General features: G+C 67.4%; 20 protein-coding genes. 9 read left to right on the top strand and 11 right to left on the bottom strand.

All coding sequences use genetic code 11. The features are described 5' to 3' along the window. Positions 1 to 30 precede the first annotated feature (30 nt). On the top strand, positions 31 to 1,488 hold the full coding sequence (locus tag A5779_RS06065; RefSeq protein WP_064879948.1) for a peptide MFS transporter: 1,458 nt from the start codon (positions 31 to 33) through the stop codon (positions 1,486 to 1,488). On the opposite strand, the gene A5779_RS06060 is transcribed toward A5779_RS06065, so the two are convergent. Next, the gene (locus A5779_RS06060) at positions 1,482 to 2,435 is read right to left on the bottom strand and encodes a threonine ammonia-lyase (protein ID WP_064879946.1); all 954 of its coding nucleotides are present in this window, start codon (positions 2,433 to 2,435) and stop codon (positions 1,482 to 1,484) included. The genes A5779_RS06065 and A5779_RS06060 overlap by 7 nt on opposite strands. Before the next feature lie 38 nt (positions 2,436 to 2,473). Between A5779_RS06060 and A5779_RS06055 the strand changes: the two genes are divergently transcribed. From A5779_RS06055 to A5779_RS32810, 3 genes are read left to right on the top strand one after another with little or no spacing between them, the layout of a single operon-like run. After that, positions 2,474 to 2,896 (top strand): acyl-CoA thioesterase, encoded by a 423-nt coding sequence (locus tag A5779_RS06055; protein WP_055114403.1) that lies wholly within the window; start codon positions 2,474 to 2,476, stop codon positions 2,894 to 2,896. 49 nt (positions 2,897 to 2,945) lie between these two features. Further along, a complete protein-coding gene (locus tag A5779_RS06050; RefSeq protein WP_064879944.1) occupies positions 2,946 to 3,158 on the top strand; it encodes an Rv3202a family protein in 213 nt (70 codons plus the stop codon). An 18-nt stretch (positions 3,159 to 3,176) separates the two neighbouring features. Beyond that, positions 3,177 to 3,509 carry a hypothetical protein gene (locus tag A5779_RS32810; protein ID WP_082941546.1) on the top strand — a complete coding sequence of 111 codons (333 nt, stop codon included), beginning with the start codon at positions 3,177 to 3,179 and terminating at the stop codon, positions 3,507 to 3,509. On the opposite strand, the gene A5779_RS06045 is transcribed toward A5779_RS32810, so the two are convergent. From A5779_RS06045 to A5779_RS06035, 3 genes are all read right to left on the bottom strand, one after another. Next, a complete protein-coding gene (locus A5779_RS06045) occupies positions 3,451 to 4,353 on the bottom strand; it encodes a cytochrome c biogenesis CcdA family protein (protein WP_064879942.1) in 903 nt (300 codons plus the stop codon). The two genes, A5779_RS32810 and A5779_RS06045, sit on opposite strands and share 59 nt — an antisense overlap. A gap of 9 nt (positions 4,354 to 4,362) precedes the next feature. Continuing rightward, positions 4,363 to 4,809: a protein disulfide oxidoreductase gene (locus A5779_RS06040; RefSeq protein WP_236734662.1), complete on the bottom strand. Its 447-nt coding sequence runs from the start codon at positions 4,807 to 4,809 to the stop codon at positions 4,363 to 4,365. A 173-nt stretch (positions 4,810 to 4,982) separates the two neighbouring features. Continuing rightward, positions 4,983 to 5,864, bottom strand: a complete 882-nt coding sequence (locus A5779_RS06035; RefSeq protein WP_064879938.1) for a TIGR03854 family LLM class F420-dependent oxidoreductase — start codon at positions 5,862 to 5,864, stop codon at positions 4,983 to 4,985. 86 nt (positions 5,865 to 5,950) lie between these two features. On the opposite strand from A5779_RS06035, the gene A5779_RS06030 reads away from it, so the two are divergent. After that, complete coding sequence (locus tag A5779_RS06030) at positions 5,951 to 6,391, top strand: DUF6188 family protein (protein ID WP_064879936.1); 441 nt, start codon at positions 5,951 to 5,953, stop codon at positions 6,389 to 6,391. 17 nt (positions 6,392 to 6,408) lie between these two features. Here A5779_RS06030 and A5779_RS06025 read toward each other — a convergent pair whose 3' ends face one another. After that, positions 6,409 to 6,882 carry a hypothetical protein gene (locus A5779_RS06025; protein ID WP_064879934.1) on the bottom strand — a complete coding sequence of 158 codons (474 nt, stop codon included), beginning with the start codon at positions 6,880 to 6,882 and terminating at the stop codon, positions 6,409 to 6,411. Between the two features lie 178 nt (positions 6,883 to 7,060). Here A5779_RS06025 and A5779_RS06020 point away from each other — a divergent pair, with 178 nt between their 5' ends. Beyond that, entirely contained in the window at positions 7,061 to 8,353 is a 1,293-nt protein-coding gene (locus A5779_RS06020) for a cytochrome P450 (protein WP_064879932.1), read from the top strand. Here A5779_RS06020 and A5779_RS06015 read toward each other — a convergent pair. The 4 genes from A5779_RS06015 to A5779_RS06000 all read right to left on the bottom strand — a co-directional run bounded on the left by A5779_RS06015 (position 8,346) and on the right by A5779_RS06000 (position 12,424). Then, entirely contained in the window at positions 8,346 to 8,732 is a 387-nt protein-coding gene (locus A5779_RS06015) for a cupredoxin domain-containing protein (RefSeq protein WP_064879930.1), read from the bottom strand. The genes A5779_RS06020 and A5779_RS06015 overlap by 8 nt on opposite strands. A 71-nt stretch (positions 8,733 to 8,803) precedes the next feature. Beyond that, the gene (locus A5779_RS06010; protein ID WP_064880005.1) at positions 8,804 to 10,225 is read right to left on the bottom strand and encodes an APC family permease; all 1,422 of its coding nucleotides are present in this window, start codon (positions 10,223 to 10,225) and stop codon (positions 8,804 to 8,806) included. A gap of 106 nt (positions 10,226 to 10,331) precedes the next feature. Beyond that, positions 10,332 to 11,438: a glycosyltransferase gene (locus A5779_RS06005; protein ID WP_064879928.1), complete on the bottom strand. Its 1,107-nt coding sequence runs from the start codon at positions 11,436 to 11,438 to the stop codon at positions 10,332 to 10,334. Positions 11,439 to 11,521: 83 nt separating this feature from the next. Further along, positions 11,522 to 12,424, bottom strand: coding sequence for a dienelactone hydrolase family protein (locus A5779_RS06000; protein ID WP_064879926.1), 903 nt, complete (start codon positions 12,422 to 12,424; stop codon positions 11,522 to 11,524). Between the two features lie 67 nt (positions 12,425 to 12,491). Between A5779_RS06000 and A5779_RS05995 the strand changes: the two genes are divergently transcribed. The 3 genes from A5779_RS05995 to A5779_RS05985 all read left to right on the top strand — a co-directional run bounded on the left by A5779_RS05995 (position 12,492) and on the right by A5779_RS05985 (position 15,757). After that, positions 12,492 to 13,418 carry an SDR family oxidoreductase gene (locus tag A5779_RS05995; RefSeq protein ID WP_064879924.1) on the top strand — a complete coding sequence of 309 codons (927 nt, stop codon included), beginning with the start codon at positions 12,492 to 12,494 and terminating at the stop codon, positions 13,416 to 13,418. A 100-nt stretch (positions 13,419 to 13,518) separates the two neighbouring features. Next, positions 13,519 to 15,309 carry an N-acyl-D-amino-acid deacylase family protein gene (locus tag A5779_RS05990; protein WP_064879922.1) on the top strand — a complete coding sequence of 597 codons (1,791 nt, stop codon included), beginning with the start codon at positions 13,519 to 13,521 and terminating at the stop codon, positions 15,307 to 15,309. A 4-nt stretch (positions 15,310 to 15,313) separates the two neighbouring features. Further along, positions 15,314 to 15,757: a nuclear transport factor 2 family protein gene (locus A5779_RS05985; protein ID WP_064880003.1), complete on the top strand. Its 444-nt coding sequence runs from the start codon at positions 15,314 to 15,316 to the stop codon at positions 15,755 to 15,757. Positions 15,758 to 15,767: 10 nt separating this feature from the next. Here the strand turns inward: A5779_RS05985 and A5779_RS05980 are convergent, their stop codons facing one another. Together A5779_RS05980 and A5779_RS05975 are read right to left on the bottom strand one after the other, a co-directional pair. After that, the gene (locus A5779_RS05980; RefSeq protein WP_413784894.1) at positions 15,768 to 16,154 is read right to left on the bottom strand and encodes a VOC family protein; all 387 of its coding nucleotides are present in this window, start codon (positions 16,152 to 16,154) and stop codon (positions 15,768 to 15,770) included. Between the two features lie 34 nt (positions 16,155 to 16,188). Beyond that, on the bottom strand, positions 16,189 to 16,671 hold the full coding sequence (locus tag A5779_RS05975) for a carboxymuconolactone decarboxylase family protein (protein WP_064879916.1): 483 nt from the start codon (positions 16,669 to 16,671) through the stop codon (positions 16,189 to 16,191). Positions 16,672 to 16,685: the final 14 nt, after the last annotated feature.

The raw sequence follows: 16,685 nt of genomic DNA, 5'->3' as shown, positions 1-16,685 counted from the left end.
CGGTCCGTCGGCATGGCAAGGTGGTGACGCATGCAGGAAGTCCAGAATTCTCCGCGACACCGGACGTTCTTCGGCCATCCGCTGGGACTGGCCAACCTGTCCGGGGTGGAAATGTGGGAGCGTTTCTCCTTCTACGGGATGCTCACCATCCTCGGCTACTACCTGTACTACGTGGCCGCCGACGGCGGGCTCGGGTTGCCCAAGACCACCGCCACCGGGATCGTCGGCGCCTACGGCGGTCTGGTCTATCTGTCCACCGTGCTGGGTGGCTGGGTCGCCGATCGCGTCCTGGGCATGGAGCGCACCGTGTTCTACGGCGGAGTGGTCGTCATGGCCGGCCATATCGCTCTCGCGGTCATTCCGGATCTGGCCGGCGTCGGTGTCGGCCTGGTGCTCGTCGCGCTCGGGTCCGGCGCACTCAAGGCCAACGCATCCTCGCTGTTGGGCACGCTCTACGCCTTGAACGACCCGCGCGCCGACGGCGGCTTCACGCTGTTCTACCTCGGCGTCAATCTTGGCGCCTTCGTCGGACCGCTGGCCACGGGATTGCTACAGACACACGTCGGCTTCCACTACGGCTTCGGCGCCGCGGCGGTCGGTATGGCGCTGGGGCTGGCGCAGTACGTGATGTTCCGGCGCAATCTCGGAAGCCACGGACGTGTCGTGGCGAACCCGTTGCCGGCGCGGTCCATCCGAAAGGTGCTCGCCGTCGTGGCGGCGTCGGCTGTGGCCGTGGGCGTGCTGTTCTCGGCACACCTGGTCAAACTCGCGAACCTGTCGCAGATCACCACCGCGGTGATCGCCGTGGCCTCGGTGCTGTATTTCGCGGTCATGCTGACCAGCGCCAAAGTGTCAGACACCGAACGGATCCGGGTCCGGGCCTTCATCCCGCTGTTCATCGCCAATGCGGTGTTCTGGTCGCTGTTCCAGCAGACGTTCACGGTGTTGGCCGTCTACTCAGACGAGCGGGTCAACTGGTCTCTCTTCGGCTGGACCGCGCCGTCGAACTGGATCGGGTCGATCGAGCCCGTCTGGATCATCCTGCTCTCGCCCCTGTTCGCGGTCCTGTGGACCCGGCTGGGCAACCGGGCGCCGACCACACCGCGCAAGTTCGGCTACGGGGTGATCGGGATGGGCGCCGCATTCCTGCTGTTTCTGCCGACAGCGCCGCACCAGGGCAAGGTGGTGCCCGCGCTACTGGTCGCAGGCATCATGGTGGTGTTCGCGGTGTCCGAGCTGCTGGTGTCGCCGATCGGCCTGTCGGTCACGACAAAGCTTGCCCCAGAGGCGTTCCGGGCCCAGATGATGGCGCTGTTCTTCTTCTCGGTAGGGCTCGGCACGGCGATGTCGGGGGTGCTGGCCCAGCATTACGACCCGGCCCGCGAATTCGCCTACTTCGGCACGCTCGGGGTGGTGGCGATCCTCACGGGTGTCGTGGTGCTGCTGGTGTCACCGCGGATCAGCAGGTTGATGGAAGGTGTTCACTGACTGTCCGAGAGGATCTCGGCCAGCAACGGTAGCGCGATGTTTCCACCGGAGACGATCGCGACCGTGGGCCCCGGCGGCGTGGCCGCCGTGCGATATCCGGCCAGTGCCACGGCACCGCTGGGTTCGGCCACCAGATGTGCTTCACGCGCCAGTTCCCGTACTGCCGAACGGATCTCGTCCTCGCTCACCGTGATCACACCGTCGAGTACCCGTTGCAGGTGAGCGAAGGTGAGCTCCGACGGCGTCGCACGCAAGCCGTCGGCGATGGTCCGGTTACGCTGCGCTACAGGCCATTCCACCAGGTGGCCGGCGGCCAGACTCTCCGCGGCGTCCGCGGCGAGTTCGGGCTCCACACCGAATATCTTGGCCCGCGGGCACAACGCGCGGATCGCGGTGCCCACCCCGGAGGCCAGACCACCGCCACTGATCGGGATCAGGACTGTCGCGACCTCGGGCAGATCCTGCGCGATCTCCAGCCCGATGGTGCCCTGTCCCGCGATCACGTCGGGATGGTCGAACGGCGGCACCAGAACACCGCCGGTGCGCTCGACCAGTTCGGCAGCGACCGATTCACGCTCCCCCGCCCCGCACAACACGACCTGCGCCCCGTGGCCCCGGGTGGCCTCCACCTTCACGGCCGGGGTCTCCTCGGGCATGACGATGTGGGCGGTGACACCGAACGCCGCAGCCGCATACGCCACAGCTTGGGCGTGATTGCCGCTGGAGTAGGCCACCACTCCGGCTGCCCGGACCTCGGGAGCGAGCCGGCCCAGCGCGTTGAACGCGCCGCGGATCTTGAAGGCGCCGATCGGTTGCAGATTCTCCGGCTTCAGCCACAACGGACGGTCAGCATCTGACCACCCGGCCGCCAGCAGCGGGGTCCGCACGATGTCGGGGGCTATCCGCCGGGCGGCGGCGTCGATGTCGTCGAGGGTCACCAGGTTCACCGGGCAAGTGTCTCCCGACGGTCGGTTACGGTGCTGACGTGACCCAGTACAGCTTCGGAATCGTTCCTCGTTACGCCGAGATCGACCAGCAGGGTGTGGTGTTCAACGGCCACTACCTCACCTGGTTCGACGAGGCATGCACCGGGCTGTTCGACCACCTCGGCGTGAACTTCACCGAGCTGATCGCCAACGGCATCGACATGCAGGTGGTGCACACCGAGATCGATTTCCGGGCTCCGGTTCGGTGGCGGGAGCCGGTGCGGATCGCCGTCGGGTGCGAGCGCATCGGCACCACCAGTTTCACCATCGGCTTCACCGTGCTGGGCACCGACGCCACGGGCGACGAGCACGCCCGGGTGTGCGGACGGAACGTCTATGTGGTGGTCTCGACCGACGACTGGGCCAAGCGGCCGGTCCCCGAAGACATTCGCGCCGCGCTCACTTCCGTTGCCGGTCAATGATTCTTCCGTCCGGGCTGTGCCGGGATACCCGCGGCGGTAATGTCAGGCCATGACACACGCTGAGCGTGGTGAGTTCGCCGACGACGTCCCGGAGGCCGACGTCGTGGAACAACTGATACCGATCGGGGTCGACGACGAGGACGACGCGCTGTCGGAACTGCCCCGGGTGCGGATCTCGACGGATGCCGATGCCACCGAGGCCGACCTGATCGATCAGGCGATCGCCGTACCACTGGACGACGAGTCCGACTTCGACCGCTGACAGGAAGGATCCCCCGGCATGCGCCTGCCCGATGCCCTCGACAGCATCTCCACCGATACCGCGACCACCTCGCGGGTGTTCGGTGACCCGTACCTGACGCCCGATGGAGCGACGGTGATACCGGTGAGCAAGGTCCGGCACCGGTCCGACAGCGGGCGAACCAGCTCAAGGCCGCTGGGGATTTTCGTCGTCAAGGACGGGACACCCACCTGGGTGCCCGCCGTCGACAACACGCGAATCGCCTTGCTGGGTGAACTGATCGGGTTGGTGGCAGCAACTTTGGCCACGGCCGCTATGGTGCGTCGTCCGCCGTGGCCGGACGTGCGTGGCGAGTTCTCGCGGCGACTCTGACCCGCCGGGTACGCCACCCGAGTCCGAGCACGACCAGTGTCAGCAGGGCGAGCACCCAAGGCCATGCGCCGTGCCGATGTACCCATCCCGCCAGGGCGCCTTGGACGCGTCCGGCGGCTGCGATCACCGGGTCAGCGGGATTTCCTGCGGCGCCGAACAATTGGATTTCATACCAGCCGTAGTAGGCGACATAGGCGCCGACGGCGATCAGCAGGGCTCCGCTGATCCGGCTGATGTACGGGACGACGCTGCGCAACCGGTCGATCACGACGGTGCCGGCCAGCGCCGTGGCCACGGCCAGCACGCCGACATCGAGGGCGAAACCCCCTGCGTAGGCGCCGAACACCGCCACGCGGTGCAGTGCGGTGTGTGATTCGAGGGTGGCACCGGTGACCGCCAGGAAGGGGCCCACCGTGCACGACAGCGATGCCAGCGCATAGCCGACGCCGTAACCGGCCATCGAGCCCAGCCGTGCGGTGGGCGCCCAGCCGGGGCGGCCCGCCACCGCATCGGGCAACAGCAACCCGAGCCTGCGACCGGCCAGCAACCAGACCCCCAGCCCGAGCAGGATGATCCCGATGACCAAGGTGACGTACGGAAGGTAGCGCTGCACCGTGTTTGCGGCGGCGACCGTCAGCAGCCCGAAGGTGCCGAACACGGCAACGAATCCGGCGGTCATCACGATAGTGGCGACCAACGCCCGTCCCAGCGCGTTCACCGGCCCTCGCGGCGAGGCGCCCCGCACCACCAGCGCCAGGTACCCGGGCAGCAGTGCAAAACCGCACGGATTGAGTGCCGCGACGAGTCCGGCGCCGAACGCCAACCCCACAAGGTTGTCTGGCACGCCGGGCGGCTAGCTCTTCAGGGCCGCGACCCGATCGGCCAGTTCCTGCTGCGGCATCGCCGACGTGGGGTTGTTGACGAACGTGGACGACCCGTCGGCGCGGTAGAAGACGTAGGCCGGCTGCCACGGGACGTTGTAGCGGGCCCAGATCGACCCGTCGGCGTCATTGAGGTTGGGGAAGTTGAGGTGGTACTTGTCGACGAACCCCTGCATGGCCCCGACATCGGAATGTGCCGCCACACCGACGAAGCTGACCTGTGGATTGGCCGCCGCGACCTGGCTCACCGACGGTGCCTCGGCATTGCAGAACGGGCACCACGGCGTCCAGAACCACAGCACTGCCGGCCGCCCGGCCAGGCTCGACCCGTTGAACGGGGCACCCGACAAGGTGGTGCCGGTGAACTGCAGCCGGTCGTCGGCGGCTGCGGTCGGCGCGAGCACCAGCGCCGACACCATCGCGATCGTGGACAGCAGGCCGGCCAGCACGGATATGACCGATGGGCGCAACTGCGGAAATCGAAGTCGCATCCTCATGACAGTCTCCTTCGCTCAGGGCGCAGCGCACGCTCGGCCTGCACATACCCCCTGACACGACTGTTGACACTCTCCGGTTCAAAAGCAGACCGGCCTCAGTCCTGCCGCGGCAACAGCTCGGTGGTGAACCGGTCCAGGAACGCGGCGCGACCGGTGGGGCCTGCCGCCCTGATCACGAACTTGGTCAGGCCGGCGGCCAGATAGCCGTCGATCTGGCGGTGCAGGTCGGGCCAGTCCGCCGCCACCAGTTCGGCCGGGTCGACGTCGGGCCTGCGACGACGCACCGCGGCGAGCAATTCGGCCGGCAGTTCGCCGTCCCCCACCGCGAGGCTGATGCCGTAGTGGTCGGGTTCGATGGTCCGGCCCGCGGCCTCCGCCGCGGCCTCGATGCCCCGGCGCGCCACCGCCGCCTCGTCCGGGGTGAGGAAGCTGCCCAGCCACCCGTCGCCGAGTCTGCCGATGCGGGTCAGCGCGGCCGGCGCCGATCCGCCCAGCCAGATGTCGATCGGTTTGGTGGGAAGCGGCTGCACCTGTGCGGAGCGGACGGTGAAGTACTCCCCCTCGAACGACACGTCGTGGCCGCTCAAAACGGATCTCAAGAGCTCGAGCGATTCGTCGAACACCGCGGCCCGGCGGCGGTCGGGAACCACGAAGATGTCCCGCTCGGCGGGCAGTGCCGAATGAAGCCCGAATACGGGCAGGACCCGCTTGGGCGCGAGTGCCGCCAGCGAGGCCAGTTGTTTGGCCACCAGCACCGGATGACGGCCCGGCAGGATGGCCACCGAGGTGCCGACCTTCAACCGCCGGGTACGCGCCAGCGAGTAGGCCATGCCGATGAACGGATCCACCGCCGGGGTGTAGACCAGTTCGGAGAACCACAGTGAGTCGACCCCGGAGTTCTCCAGGTGATCGACGATGCCGCCCAATTCGTCCGGGGCCGTGTCGGCGCCCACTCCCACACCGAACCGGACCTTCATCGGACGTTTCCCATGTCATCCATGATTGACGCAACACCGAGCGAGCGCCTCTTGTGCCCGGTCGTCCGGCGGTACAGAGTAAGACAATGAGCGAACAATGGATTCAAGGGTGCTTGGTCCAGCGGATCGCATTTCGCGATGGCCTGGTGCTCAACCTCGATGACTACAACGAACTGGTCATCTCGGTCCCGCTGGAACTGACGCTGCCGGCCATCGGTGCCGACGCCTCGGAAGTGGTGTCGCTGGACCCGCGGTCCCTGCGTAACGAGGTTCGGCCACTCTTCGATTTCGCGGGGCAGCGCTGCACACATGCGGACTGGGACGACAACGGCAGCCTCCACCTGAGCTTTTCCGACGGCCACCGCATCGATGTCCGGCCCGAGGAGAACCGGACATCGTGGGAGCTGTACGGGAAGTACCACGGCTACGCCGCGTGCCTGCCCCACGGGCGGGTCCGCGTCGTCCGTCACGATCAGGATGACTTCGATCAGGACGGTGACGAGGGACCCACCCGCGAAAGCGGCTGACCGCTACCGACAGGGCATCAGCCGACGCCGAGGATTGGGACCCAGACGCCGAACAGCCATACACCCCACTGCCGGAACCCGTTGTCCCACACTGGGTTCAAGTTGTATCCCCAGTAGTTGATGGTCGGTGGAAGCGGGCCGCCCCGCCATTGGAACGGCGGCGGTGGGCCCCACCCCCACGGCGGCGCGCCCCGGCGGTCGTCCCACCAGTCGTGCCGGTTGTTCGCCCACCACGGACCCTTGTCGTCCCAATGGTCGCGGCGGTCGAAGTCAGGGCCGCGATCGGGCCCACGCCCGCGACTGTCGAAGTCGCGATCATGCCCGGGCGGCCCACCGTTGCAGAACGGGAAACAGTCGTCGTTACCGTGCCCCGGCTTGAGCGGAGCGGGCACAGCGGGCGACGCCGACGCCACCGGGACCCCCAGTCCGGTGATGCCCATTGCGAACGCGCCGGCTGTCAGCGCTCCCGCCACGAACTTGGCCAGTTTCATACCTGAACCTCCTACAGTCTCGTGACCCCGGCGCCGGCCATCCCCCAATGGCCCGGCGCCGCAACGCCTTGCAACTCACCTGGCTGCGAGCGGCGAAACGTGCACCCCAGAGGGGTATCGCCACGGCTGATCCGAGCGTTACCCGTTTTCCGGGTCCGCGCGGCCCTACCCTGGCGGGGTGGGTATCGCACCGCGGATCAATGGGGCGCGTCCCGGCGACGTGCCGCGCTCGGAGATCGACCTCGGATCGTGGCAGTTCTGGCGGGAGGATGACGATGTCCGGGACGGCGCATTCGGTGTGCTGCGCCGGGAGGACCCGATCTCCTTCCACCGGGCCTGCGTCCTCGACGGTTCCCCGGAGAGCGCCGGGCACTGGGCGGTGACCAGGTACGACGACGTCTTCCACGCCAGTCGCCATCCCGACATCTTCAGCTCCGCCTCCGGAATCACCATCGGCGATCAAACCCCGGAACTGGCAGAGTATTTCGGCTCGATGATCGCGTTGGACGATCCCCGTCACACCCGGCTGCGCAACATCGTGCGCAGCGCGTTCACGCCGCGGGTGGTGGCGCTGATCGAGGATTCTGTGCGTGACCGGGCCCGGCGTCTGGTCAGTGACATGGTGGCCAGGAATCCCGACGGGACCGCCGAGCTGGTCACCGAGCTCGCCGGCCCCCTACCGCTGCAGATCATCTGCGACATGATGGGTATCCCCGAACACGACCACCAACGGATCTTCCACTGGACCAACGTGATCCTGGGATTCGGCGACCCGGACCTGACCACCGATTTCGACGAGTTCGTCACGGTCGCGACGGACATCGGCGCCTATGCGACCGCGCTGGCCGACGAACGACGCGCGGCGCCCACCGAGGATCTGACGACCAGCCTGGTCCAGGCCGAGGTCGACGGGGAACGGCTGACATCGGCCGAGGTGGCCTCGTTCTTCATCCTGCTGGTGGTCGCGGGCAACGAAACCACCCGCAATGCCATCAGCCATGGCGTGCTCGCGCTCACCCGCTACCCGGAGCAGCGGCAGAAGTGGTGGTCGCGGTACGACGAGCTGGCCCCCACAGCGGTGGAGGAGATCGTGCGCTGGGCGTCGCCGGTGAGCTACATGCGCCGGACAGTCACCCGGGACACCGTGCTCGGCGGGACACCGCTGCCCGCCGGCGCAAAGGTGACGCTTTGGTACGGATCGGCGAATCGCGACGAGTCGAAGTTTGCCGATCCGTGGATGTTCGACGTCACCCGCCGCCCCAACCCTCATCTCGGATTCGGTGGCGGTGGGGCGCATTTCTGTCTCGGAGCAAATCTGGCGCGCCGTGAGATCACCGTGGCGTTCGAAGAGCTGCACCGCCAGTTGCCCGACATCGTCGTGACCGAGGAACCCGACCGACTCCTGTCGCCGTTCATCCACGGCATCAAGCGCATGCCGGTGGCCTGGCCCAGCCGCGCAGCGTCTACTTGACGGTCAGAGTGCCCAGCATCGCGGGGTGATAGAGGCAGTAGAACGGGTACTCCCCAGGCTCCTGCGGAGCCGTCAGCGTCGCCCGTCCCTTGCCGTCGACGTGGACGTCGAACGCGCCCTTGGTCCTGGACGTCACCGAATGCTCGACCTCGTCCTTGTTGAGGATCGTGATTTCGGTTCCCGGCGCCACCGGCCCCAGTGCACTGAATCCCATACCTTCGATCGCGATGACGGGGCCGGTCGGCATGGCCGTACCCGGACTGGTGGTGACCGCCTCGGAATGCCGGCCGTGATCGGATGGCGAATTGGCTTGCCCACAGGCAACAGTCGTGCCGGCGAGCAGGAACAGCGGCACGACCAACACTGCGAGTCGATACATCCGGCACCCCCTGGGAATCGTCTGAGACCGCAGACAATTATCGGCCCCACCGAGGGTGCGATGTGCCGGATTCAGCCGACCCGGCGACCCACGACCACACCGGCCGTGAACGCAGCGACGAGGACACCGATGATCACCCAGGCCAGCACGCTGGAACCGCCGACCAGGTCGTTCAGGTTGGTCAGGATCAGCACCAGTGCGCCCAGCAGCCCGGCCAGACCCAGCGCGGGGGCGACACGCACGCGCCACAGTGAATGGCCGTGCCGGTCACGAGCGAAGAAGACCAGGACCGCCACGCTGGTGGCGATCATCAGCAGCACCACGCCGACCGTCGTCGCCCCGGCGAACCAGGTGTAGAACTGGGCGGCCGGGTCCAGCCCGAACACCACCGCCACGAGGACGCTGATCGCCACGACCCCGGAGATCCACAGCGAGGCCTGATGCGGTGAGCCGTGCCGATCGTGCGGTCGGCTCAGCCGCGCGGGCAGCACGTCACGCTGCGACAGCGCGAACACGTAGCGCGAGGCCACGTTGTGGAAGGCGAGAATGCAGGCGAACAGACTGGTGAAGTACAGGACCGTGATGATGTCGGCGCCCGCCGTGCCGATGTAGCGGTGCGCGGTGTCGCCGAGGAACGTGGCGCCTGAGTCGGTGGCGCGGGCGACGGCCTGCTCATCGCCCCAGCCCGAGATCATGGCCCAGCTGGTGACCGCGTAGAACACCCCGATGAGCATCAGCGCCAGGTAGGTGGCCCGGGGAATCGTGCGCTCGGGCGTGCGGGCCTCGTCGCGGAAGATCGCGGTCGCCTCGAATCCGACGTAGCTGATGATCGCGAACAACAACCCGATGCCCAGCGACCCGGAGAAGATCGCACTCGGATTGACGATGCCCGAGGACAGGCCGTGCTCACCGCCGTTGGCCACGATCACCAGGTCCAGCACCAGCACGATCGCGATCTCGGCGGTCAACAGCACGCCGAGTACGCGGCTGGACAGCTCGATGTTGCGGTATCCGAGGTAGGTGGTGACGGCGAAACCCACCGCGGCGAACACCCACCAGGGCAGCGTCGGCCCACCCACCAGCTCGACGACGCTCGCCCCCGCCGGGCCGAGCAGCCCATACACACCCGCCTCCAACGCCACGTAGCTGACCAGCGCCACGAATGCGATACCGATGCCGGCCGGCAGCCCGAGCGACTGACGAACGTAGGAGAAGAAGGCGCCCGCCTCGTCGACATACGGAGTCATCGCGGTGAAACCCACCGCGAACAGCAACAACACCAGCGTGGCTGCGATGAACGTGGCGGGGAATCCGGCTCCGTTGCCCGAGGCGATACCCAAGGGCACCACCCCGCCGATCACACCGAGTGGTGCGGCTGCGGCCACCACCATGAAAACGATCGAGGCCACTCCCAGGTTGCCGCGCAGTTGGCGCCCGGCCGCAGGCGGCGGATAGTCCAACGATTCTGGGGCTGTGGTGGTGGTTTCGGACATGCTCGACCGTCCTTCAGGCAGCGTGCGCAAATATGACCCGCGGAACATAGGGCCGGCACGGGGCCGCAGACCAGGTCTGGCGTCAGCGTGCGCAAAACCCGGCTTGTTACCCGGCCCCGAGCACGTCGAGCATTCCCGCCGCCGACCGCGGCCAGGTGAACTGCTCGGCACGCTGACGCGCTCTGCTGCGCCGCAGCGGTTCGGGCCGGCCGATCACGGAGGTGACGGCCTGTGCGATGGCACGTGGGTCGTTGTCGGCGGTCGCTCCGCTGTCGCAGGTGAGGATCTCGGCCAGCGCCGACGTCCGTGACACCACCGCGGGAGTTCCGCAGGCCAGCGCTTCCAGTGCGGCCAGACCGAACGTTTCGTGCGGGCCCGGTGCCAGCGCGACGTCGGCCGAGGCCAGGATGGTCGCGACGGTGTCGCGGCAACCGACATATCCGGTGAAGGCCACCGGCAACCCGCTGGCCTGTCTCTCCAGTCGGGCCCGCAACGGACCCTCCCCGACGACCACCAATTGCGCGTCTACGCCCGAATCACGGAGCGCGGCAACGGTATCGATGCTTCGATGAGCGTGCTTCTCCACCGACAACCTGCCGCAGTGCACCAGAAGGGTCTGCTGTGGCGCAGCCCAGCGCCTGCGCATCTCGGCGCACCGGCGCCGTGGGTGGAACTGCTCGAGGTCCACCCCGAGTGGCACGGTCGCGACATTGTCCGCACCGATGCGGTCGAACTCCTCCCGCGCAAAACCCGTCGTGCACACCACCGCGTCGTAGTTCGCCGCGGTGCGGCGGTTGGCGAAGTCCGCCACCATGACCGCCGCCGATCGCGGCAGTACCTGACCGACCAGCCGGTCCAGGCGTTCGTGGGAAATCATCACGGTGGCCACCCCATGCCTGCGGCCCCACGGTCCCAGCGACCGCAGGGTCAACCGGTCCGAAACCTCGATCGCATCCGGACCGAGCTGTTGAAGCAACGCGGTCACCGGCCCCGGCAGCACCGCGCGGTAGCCCGCGGTGAACGGGATGAGCCTGGCGGGCAGGGAAATTCGCACGACACCGCTGCCGAGGACGTGCCGCTGCGGATGTGAACCCGGAACGATGAGGTAAACCTCGTGGCCCAGCGCGCAGTACTCCGCGCCGAGGCGGTCGACCGCGGTGCGCAGACCACCCGATCGCGGGCCATAGAAGTTGGCAACCTGGACAACCCGCATGTCACGATGAGAACCGGGCCGCGTGTGCGGTCAACAACGACGCCGCAACCGGGGCCTGAACAGCCGCTGAACAAGCCCGGGGATCAGGCCAGATGCGCCCCGAACCAGTCATGGATCCGGCGCCAGGCATCGGTCGCGGCCGCGGGGTTGTACCGCTCGCCGGTGTCGTTGAAGAACGCATGGTTGGCGTCGGGTTCGGTGATCAGCTCGTGCACCATGCCGGCGCGTTCCAACGCCGCGCGTACCGTCGGTTCACTCGCGTTCACCCGCTGGTCCAGGGCACCGTAGAACGCGAGGACCGCGGCATCACGGGAACCACTGAAATCCAGATCGTCGGGAGCCGGGCCGTAGAACGGCACTGCGGCGGCCAGCGCCGGCGTACCGGCCGCCAGGAGTCGCCAGACCAGCCCGCCGCCCATGCAGAAACCGACAGCGGCGACCTTGTGGCCCGGCACGCGGCGTTGTACCTCTTCGATGCCGGACAACAGATCGGCAATCAACTGCGGCGGCTCGATCCGACTCAACGCAGCGGTGGCACCCGCCGGGTCGGCGAACGCCGCCGTGCCGCCCTGGCCCGAGAGCAGATCGATCGCCAGTGCCGAGTACCCGCTACCGGCGAACCTTCCGGCCACCGAACGGATGTGGTCGGTGAGCCCCTTGTTCTCGTGGATCACCAACACCGCGCCTCTGGGTTCCGGCGCGGCGGCCCAGGCTCCCTGCAACTCCCCCACCGGGCCCGACCAACTGACGGGCGTGGTGGGCAGCGCATTTTGCAGTCCCGGCGGCTGTGCCGGTCCCGGTGGCGCGCTGGGGGCGGTGACGGGCGCCGGCTCCTTCGCCTCGCCGCAGGCGGCGATCAGCGAGGCTGCCGCGGCCGCACCGATTCCCAACAGCGCCAGCCGGCGCAGCGCCTCACGACGCGACAAAAGTCCGTCGAGGTGATCGGTCGCGATTTCCTCGGCAATGTAGCGCTGAAGTGGAGTCACCTCAGCCAGTATGGGCTGAAATGCCGAACTGCAGCTATAGAACTGCGCGCGGCGGGATACTCATCGGATGGCCTGGACACCCGACCCGGAGGCGCTGCGCGGACGCATCGCCGTCGTCGCCGGGGCCACCCGTGGCGCGGGTCGGGGCATCGCCGCGGCTCTGGGCGAGGTCGGCGCGACCGTGGTGTGCACCGGCCGCAGCAGTAGATGCGGTAGCCGCGACTCCGACTATGACCGGCCCGAAACCATCGAGGAAACCGCCGAATTGGTCACGGAACTGGGCGGTTCGGGCGTCCCAGTACAGGTCGATCACCTCAGCGTGGCGCAAGTACGCAAGCTGGCCGGGCGGCTCAAGGCCGACTACGGCCACATCGACATCCTGGTCAACGACATCTGGGGCGCCGAGGTGCTCAAGGGACCGCCGGACACCTGGGGCCGGCCGATGTGGCAGCACGACCTCGACGACGGGTTGCGGATGCTCCGTCTCGGACTGGACACGCACCTGATCACGTCGCACTGCCTACTACCGCTGCTCGCCGACCGTCCTGGTGGGCTGTTGGTGGAAATCACGGATGGTACAACCGAATTCAATGCCGAGAACCCACGACTGTCGGTGTTCTACGACCTGGTCAAGAACGCGGTGAACCGACTGGCGTTCAGCCACGGGCACGAACTCGCCGCGTTCGGCGCCACGGCGGTCGCGGTCACGCCGGGATGGTTGCGCTCGGAGATGATGCTCGACAACTACGGCGTCAACGAGGCCAACTGGCGGTGCGCACTCGACCTCGCCCGCACCGACGGTTACCCGGCCGCACCGCCGGGATTCGCCGAATCCGAGTCCCCCCGTTTCGTCGGCCGCGGCGTCGCCGCCGTGGCGGCCGACCCGCACCGGGCGCAGTGGAATCAACGTTCCGTCAGCTCGGCCGCACTGGCGCGCCAATACGGCTTCACCGACCTCGACGGACGGGTACCGGATGCCTGGGCACCGCTATAACCCCTGGTCAGACCGCGCCGTCGGCGTTCAGTAGACATTTTTTCAAATCTGTTCACCATTTTCATTGACACTGCCACCAACGGGACTGTTCTATGACTGGGTGAGCTTCGACACAATCATTCGCAACGGCCGATGGTTCGACGGCACCGGAGCCCCGTCAGCGGTGCGCAACATCGGAATTCGTGACGGGCACGTGGTCACCATCTCCCCGGACCTTCTCGACGACACGGACTGCCCTCAGGTCATCGACGCCACCGGCAAGTGGGTCATGCCCGGCATGTTGGACATCCATACGCACTACGACGTCGAGGTCCTGGGCGGCCCGTCGTTGTCGGAGTCGCTGCGCCATGGCGTGACCACCGCGATGCTCGGGTCCTGCTCGCTGTCGACCGTGCACGTCGGCGGCGTCGACGCGGGCGACCTGTTCGGCCGGGTCGAGGCGATCCCGCGCGACCAGGTGATCGCCGCCGTCGACGACAAGAAGACGTGGACCACCTGCGACGAGTACGTGTCGGCACTCGAATCACTACCGCTGGGCCCCAACTTGGCCGCCTTCATCGGGCACTCCGACATGCGGACCGCGGTGATGGGACTCGACCGGGCGACCCGCAAGGATCAGCGACCGACGGCAACCGAACAGGCCCGCATGGAGCAGATGCTCAAGGAGGCCCTCGACGCGGGCTTCGTCGGGATGTCCTCACAGCAACTGCTTTTCGACAAGATCGACGGCGACACCTGCCGATCCCGCACGCTGCCGTCCACCTACGCCAAGTCCCGCGAGCTCCGCCGGCTCAAGTCGATGCTGCGGCGCGCCGGCCGGGTGCTGCAGTCGGGTCCCGATATCCAGAATCCGCTCAACCTGGCCTCGCAGGTGGCCCAGTCACTCGGCCTGTTCCGCAAGCAACTGAAGACCAGCCTGCTCTCGGCTGCCGACATCAAGGCCAACCCTTATGCGATCTGGATGATGGGCCCACTGGCCAAGGCTGCCAATGCGCTCGGCGGCAACTTCCGCTGGCAGCATCTGCCGGTGCCGTTCGAGGTGTATGCCGACGGTATCGATCTGGTGGTGTTCGAGGAATTCGGTTCCGGCGCAGCGGCTCTGCATCTGCGTGACGAGGTCGAGCGCAACGAACTGCTGCGCGACGAGTCCTACCGGCGCAAGTTCCGCAAGGACTACGACAGCAAGTTCGGCGTGCGGGTCTGGCACCGGGACTTCTTCGACGCCGAGATCGTCGCCTGCCCTGACGAATCCGTGGTCGGCAAGACGTTCGGCCAGGTCGGGCAGGAGCACGGCGAACTGCATCCGGTCGACGCCTTCCTGGATCTGGTGCTCGAGCACGGCACCGCGCTCCGCTGGCGGACCACCATCTCCAACCACCGTCCCGAGGTGCTCAAGAAGCTCGCCCGGGATCCGGGTATCCAGCTCGGCTTCTCCGATGCCGGCGCCCACCTGCGGAACATGGCCTTCTACAACATGGGACTGCGCCTGCTGCGGCACGTCCGCGACGCCGAGCAGGCCGGTACGCCGTTCATGTCGATCGAGCAGGCCGTGCACCGGCTGACCGGTGAACTCGCCGACTGGTACCGGATCGACGCCGGCCATCTACGCATCGGGGACCGCGCCGATGTGGTGATCGTCGATCCCGAGCACCTCGACGACTCGCTCGATGCGTACGCCGAGGAGACCGTCGACCAATACGGCGGGCTGTCGCGCATGGTCAACCGCAACGACGACACCGTCACCGCGGTGCTCGTCGGCGGACGCACCGTGTTCGCCGACGGTGCGCTGACCGACCTGGTGGGCCAGCAGCGCACCGGCCAGTTCCTGCGGGCCGCGCACCGCGTCCCGTCGATCTCCGCCGAGGATGGGAAGTTGACCAGTGTCCGTTGAAGACATCTCGATCGAGGAAACCGTCCACGGCATGTGGAAGGCCCTGTCGGAACGCGACTGGGACCTGCTCAAGACATACCTGTCGGACGACTGCATCTACCTGGACATGCCGGTAGGCGCAGCCGCTGCCGCCAGAGGCCCGGAGGACATCGTCAAGCGGCTCAAGATCGGCCTCGAACCGCTGGCGTCCTACGAGAACTTCCCGGGCCTGCTGGTCGATAACGGCCGTGATGCCATGTACGAACACCACGAGGAATGGCACTGGGCCACAGGCGAATCCGCCGTCCTCAAGTTCGTCACGGTGCACCGGGTCGAGAACGGCAAGGTGACGCTGTGGAAGGACTACTGGGACATGGGCGCCCTGGCCAACCACGCCCCGCCGGACTGGCTGGACAACTTTGCCACCGCCGACATGTCGTGGGTGTTCGACGCCACCGGGCTGGTCTGACCGCAGCCGCTCAGTCGATACCCCACACCAGGCAGAACGGGTGGCCGGCCGGATCCCGGAACACCCGGAACAAGGTCTCCCCGACGGCATCGGTGACGCGGGTTGCGCCCAGGGCCAGCACCTGGCGTTGGGCGACATCCGGATCGTCGACCTGGATGTCCAGGTGAATCTGCTGCGATCCCCGCGGATCGGGAAACAGCGGCGGCTCGTGCTGCGGTGAGTACTGGCAGGCGAGCCGCCGGCCCGCCGGGTCGGTGACGACCACCCATGTGTCGTCCTCGGCGGCGACGTCGCCGCCGAGGACTTCGGCGTAAAAGGCCGCCAGCGCACGAGGATCCCGGCAATCCAGCACGATGGAGCGAAGGCTTCCGATCATGGCATGCGGTATTGCCGTCACGAAGCCTGGGTAAACCGGGCCGTGATCGCGCGGGTTACAGCGTGATCCTGCAGGTTTGACCGATGTCGAGGGTCCGCAGCATCCGGCCCATGCCCAGCCACATCGCACACGACAGCGCCAGGTCGGTGAGCAGTTCGGCATCGAACTGCTCATTGGCGCGATCCCAGAAGTCCTCGTCGTCGCGCAGTCCGGTGTGATCGCTCGCGAAGCGCTCGGCGAACTCGGCGGCGATGCGCTCCTGCGCGCTGTAGCCCGGCCAGGTCCGCCACTCGGCGGCGTGGTCGTAGAGGTCCTCGTCCACTCCTGCTGCCGCGCCGTCGGAGTCGCGGGTGTTCTGGCACACCACGCACTCGTTGTTGAGTGCGATCACCATCCGGGCGAGTTCGCGCACCCGGAGGGGCAAGCGGCCCTTGGTGTACACCGCGTTGGTGAAGTTGGCCATCGCGGTGCCGATCTCGGGAGACTTCAAGATCCAGCCGGCCACGTCGTCGTCGGGAAATTCTCCGATTCGGCTCATGGCCGAATCGTACG

Origin of the sequence: Mycolicibacterium peregrinum (assembly GCF_001665625.1) — a bacterium.
Classification (GTDB): domain Bacteria; phylum Actinomycetota; class Actinomycetes; order Mycobacteriales; family Mycobacteriaceae; genus Mycobacterium; species Mycobacterium peregrinum_B.
The sequence above is the reverse complement of the archived record's forward strand: the minus strand, read 5'-3'. Positions and strand labels throughout refer to the sequence as shown.

Excerpts from the sequence above, each read along its gene's own strand:
- A5779_RS06065 (WP_064879948.1), top strand. The coding sequence starts at position 31 with ATGCAGGAAGTCCAGAATTCTCCGCGACACCGGACGTTCTTCGGCCAT.
- A5779_RS06050 (WP_064879944.1), top strand. The coding sequence starts at position 2,946 with ATGACACACGCTGAGCGTGGTGAGTTCGCCGACGACGTCCCGGAGGCC.
- A5779_RS32810 (WP_082941546.1), top strand. The coding sequence starts at position 3,177 with ATGCGCCTGCCCGATGCCCTCGACAGCATCTCCACCGATACCGCGACC.
- A5779_RS06040 (WP_236734662.1), bottom strand. The coding sequence starts at position 4,809 with ATGGTGTCGGCGCTGGTGCTCGCGCCGACCGCAGCCGCCGACGACCGG.
- A5779_RS06035 (WP_064879938.1), bottom strand. The coding sequence starts at position 5,864 with ATGAAGGTCCGGTTCGGTGTGGGAGTGGGCGCCGACACGGCCCCGGAC.
- A5779_RS06030 (WP_064879936.1), top strand. The coding sequence starts at position 5,951 with ATGAGCGAACAATGGATTCAAGGGTGCTTGGTCCAGCGGATCGCATTT.
- A5779_RS06025 (WP_064879934.1), bottom strand. The coding sequence starts at position 6,882 with ATGAAACTGGCCAAGTTCGTGGCGGGAGCGCTGACAGCCGGCGCGTTC.
- A5779_RS06015 (WP_064879930.1), bottom strand. The coding sequence starts at position 8,732 with ATGTATCGACTCGCAGTGTTGGTCGTGCCGCTGTTCCTGCTCGCCGGC.
- A5779_RS06010 (WP_064880005.1), bottom strand. The coding sequence starts at position 10,225 with ATGTCCGAAACCACCACCACAGCCCCAGAATCGTTGGACTATCCGCCG.
- A5779_RS06005 (WP_064879928.1), bottom strand. The coding sequence starts at position 11,438 with ATGCGGGTTGTCCAGGTTGCCAACTTCTATGGCCCGCGATCGGGTGGT.
- A5779_RS05995 (WP_064879924.1), top strand. The coding sequence starts at position 12,492 with ATGGCCTGGACACCCGACCCGGAGGCGCTGCGCGGACGCATCGCCGTC.
- A5779_RS05975 (WP_064879916.1), bottom strand. The coding sequence starts at position 16,671 with ATGAGCCGAATCGGAGAATTTCCCGACGACGACGTGGCCGGCTGGATC.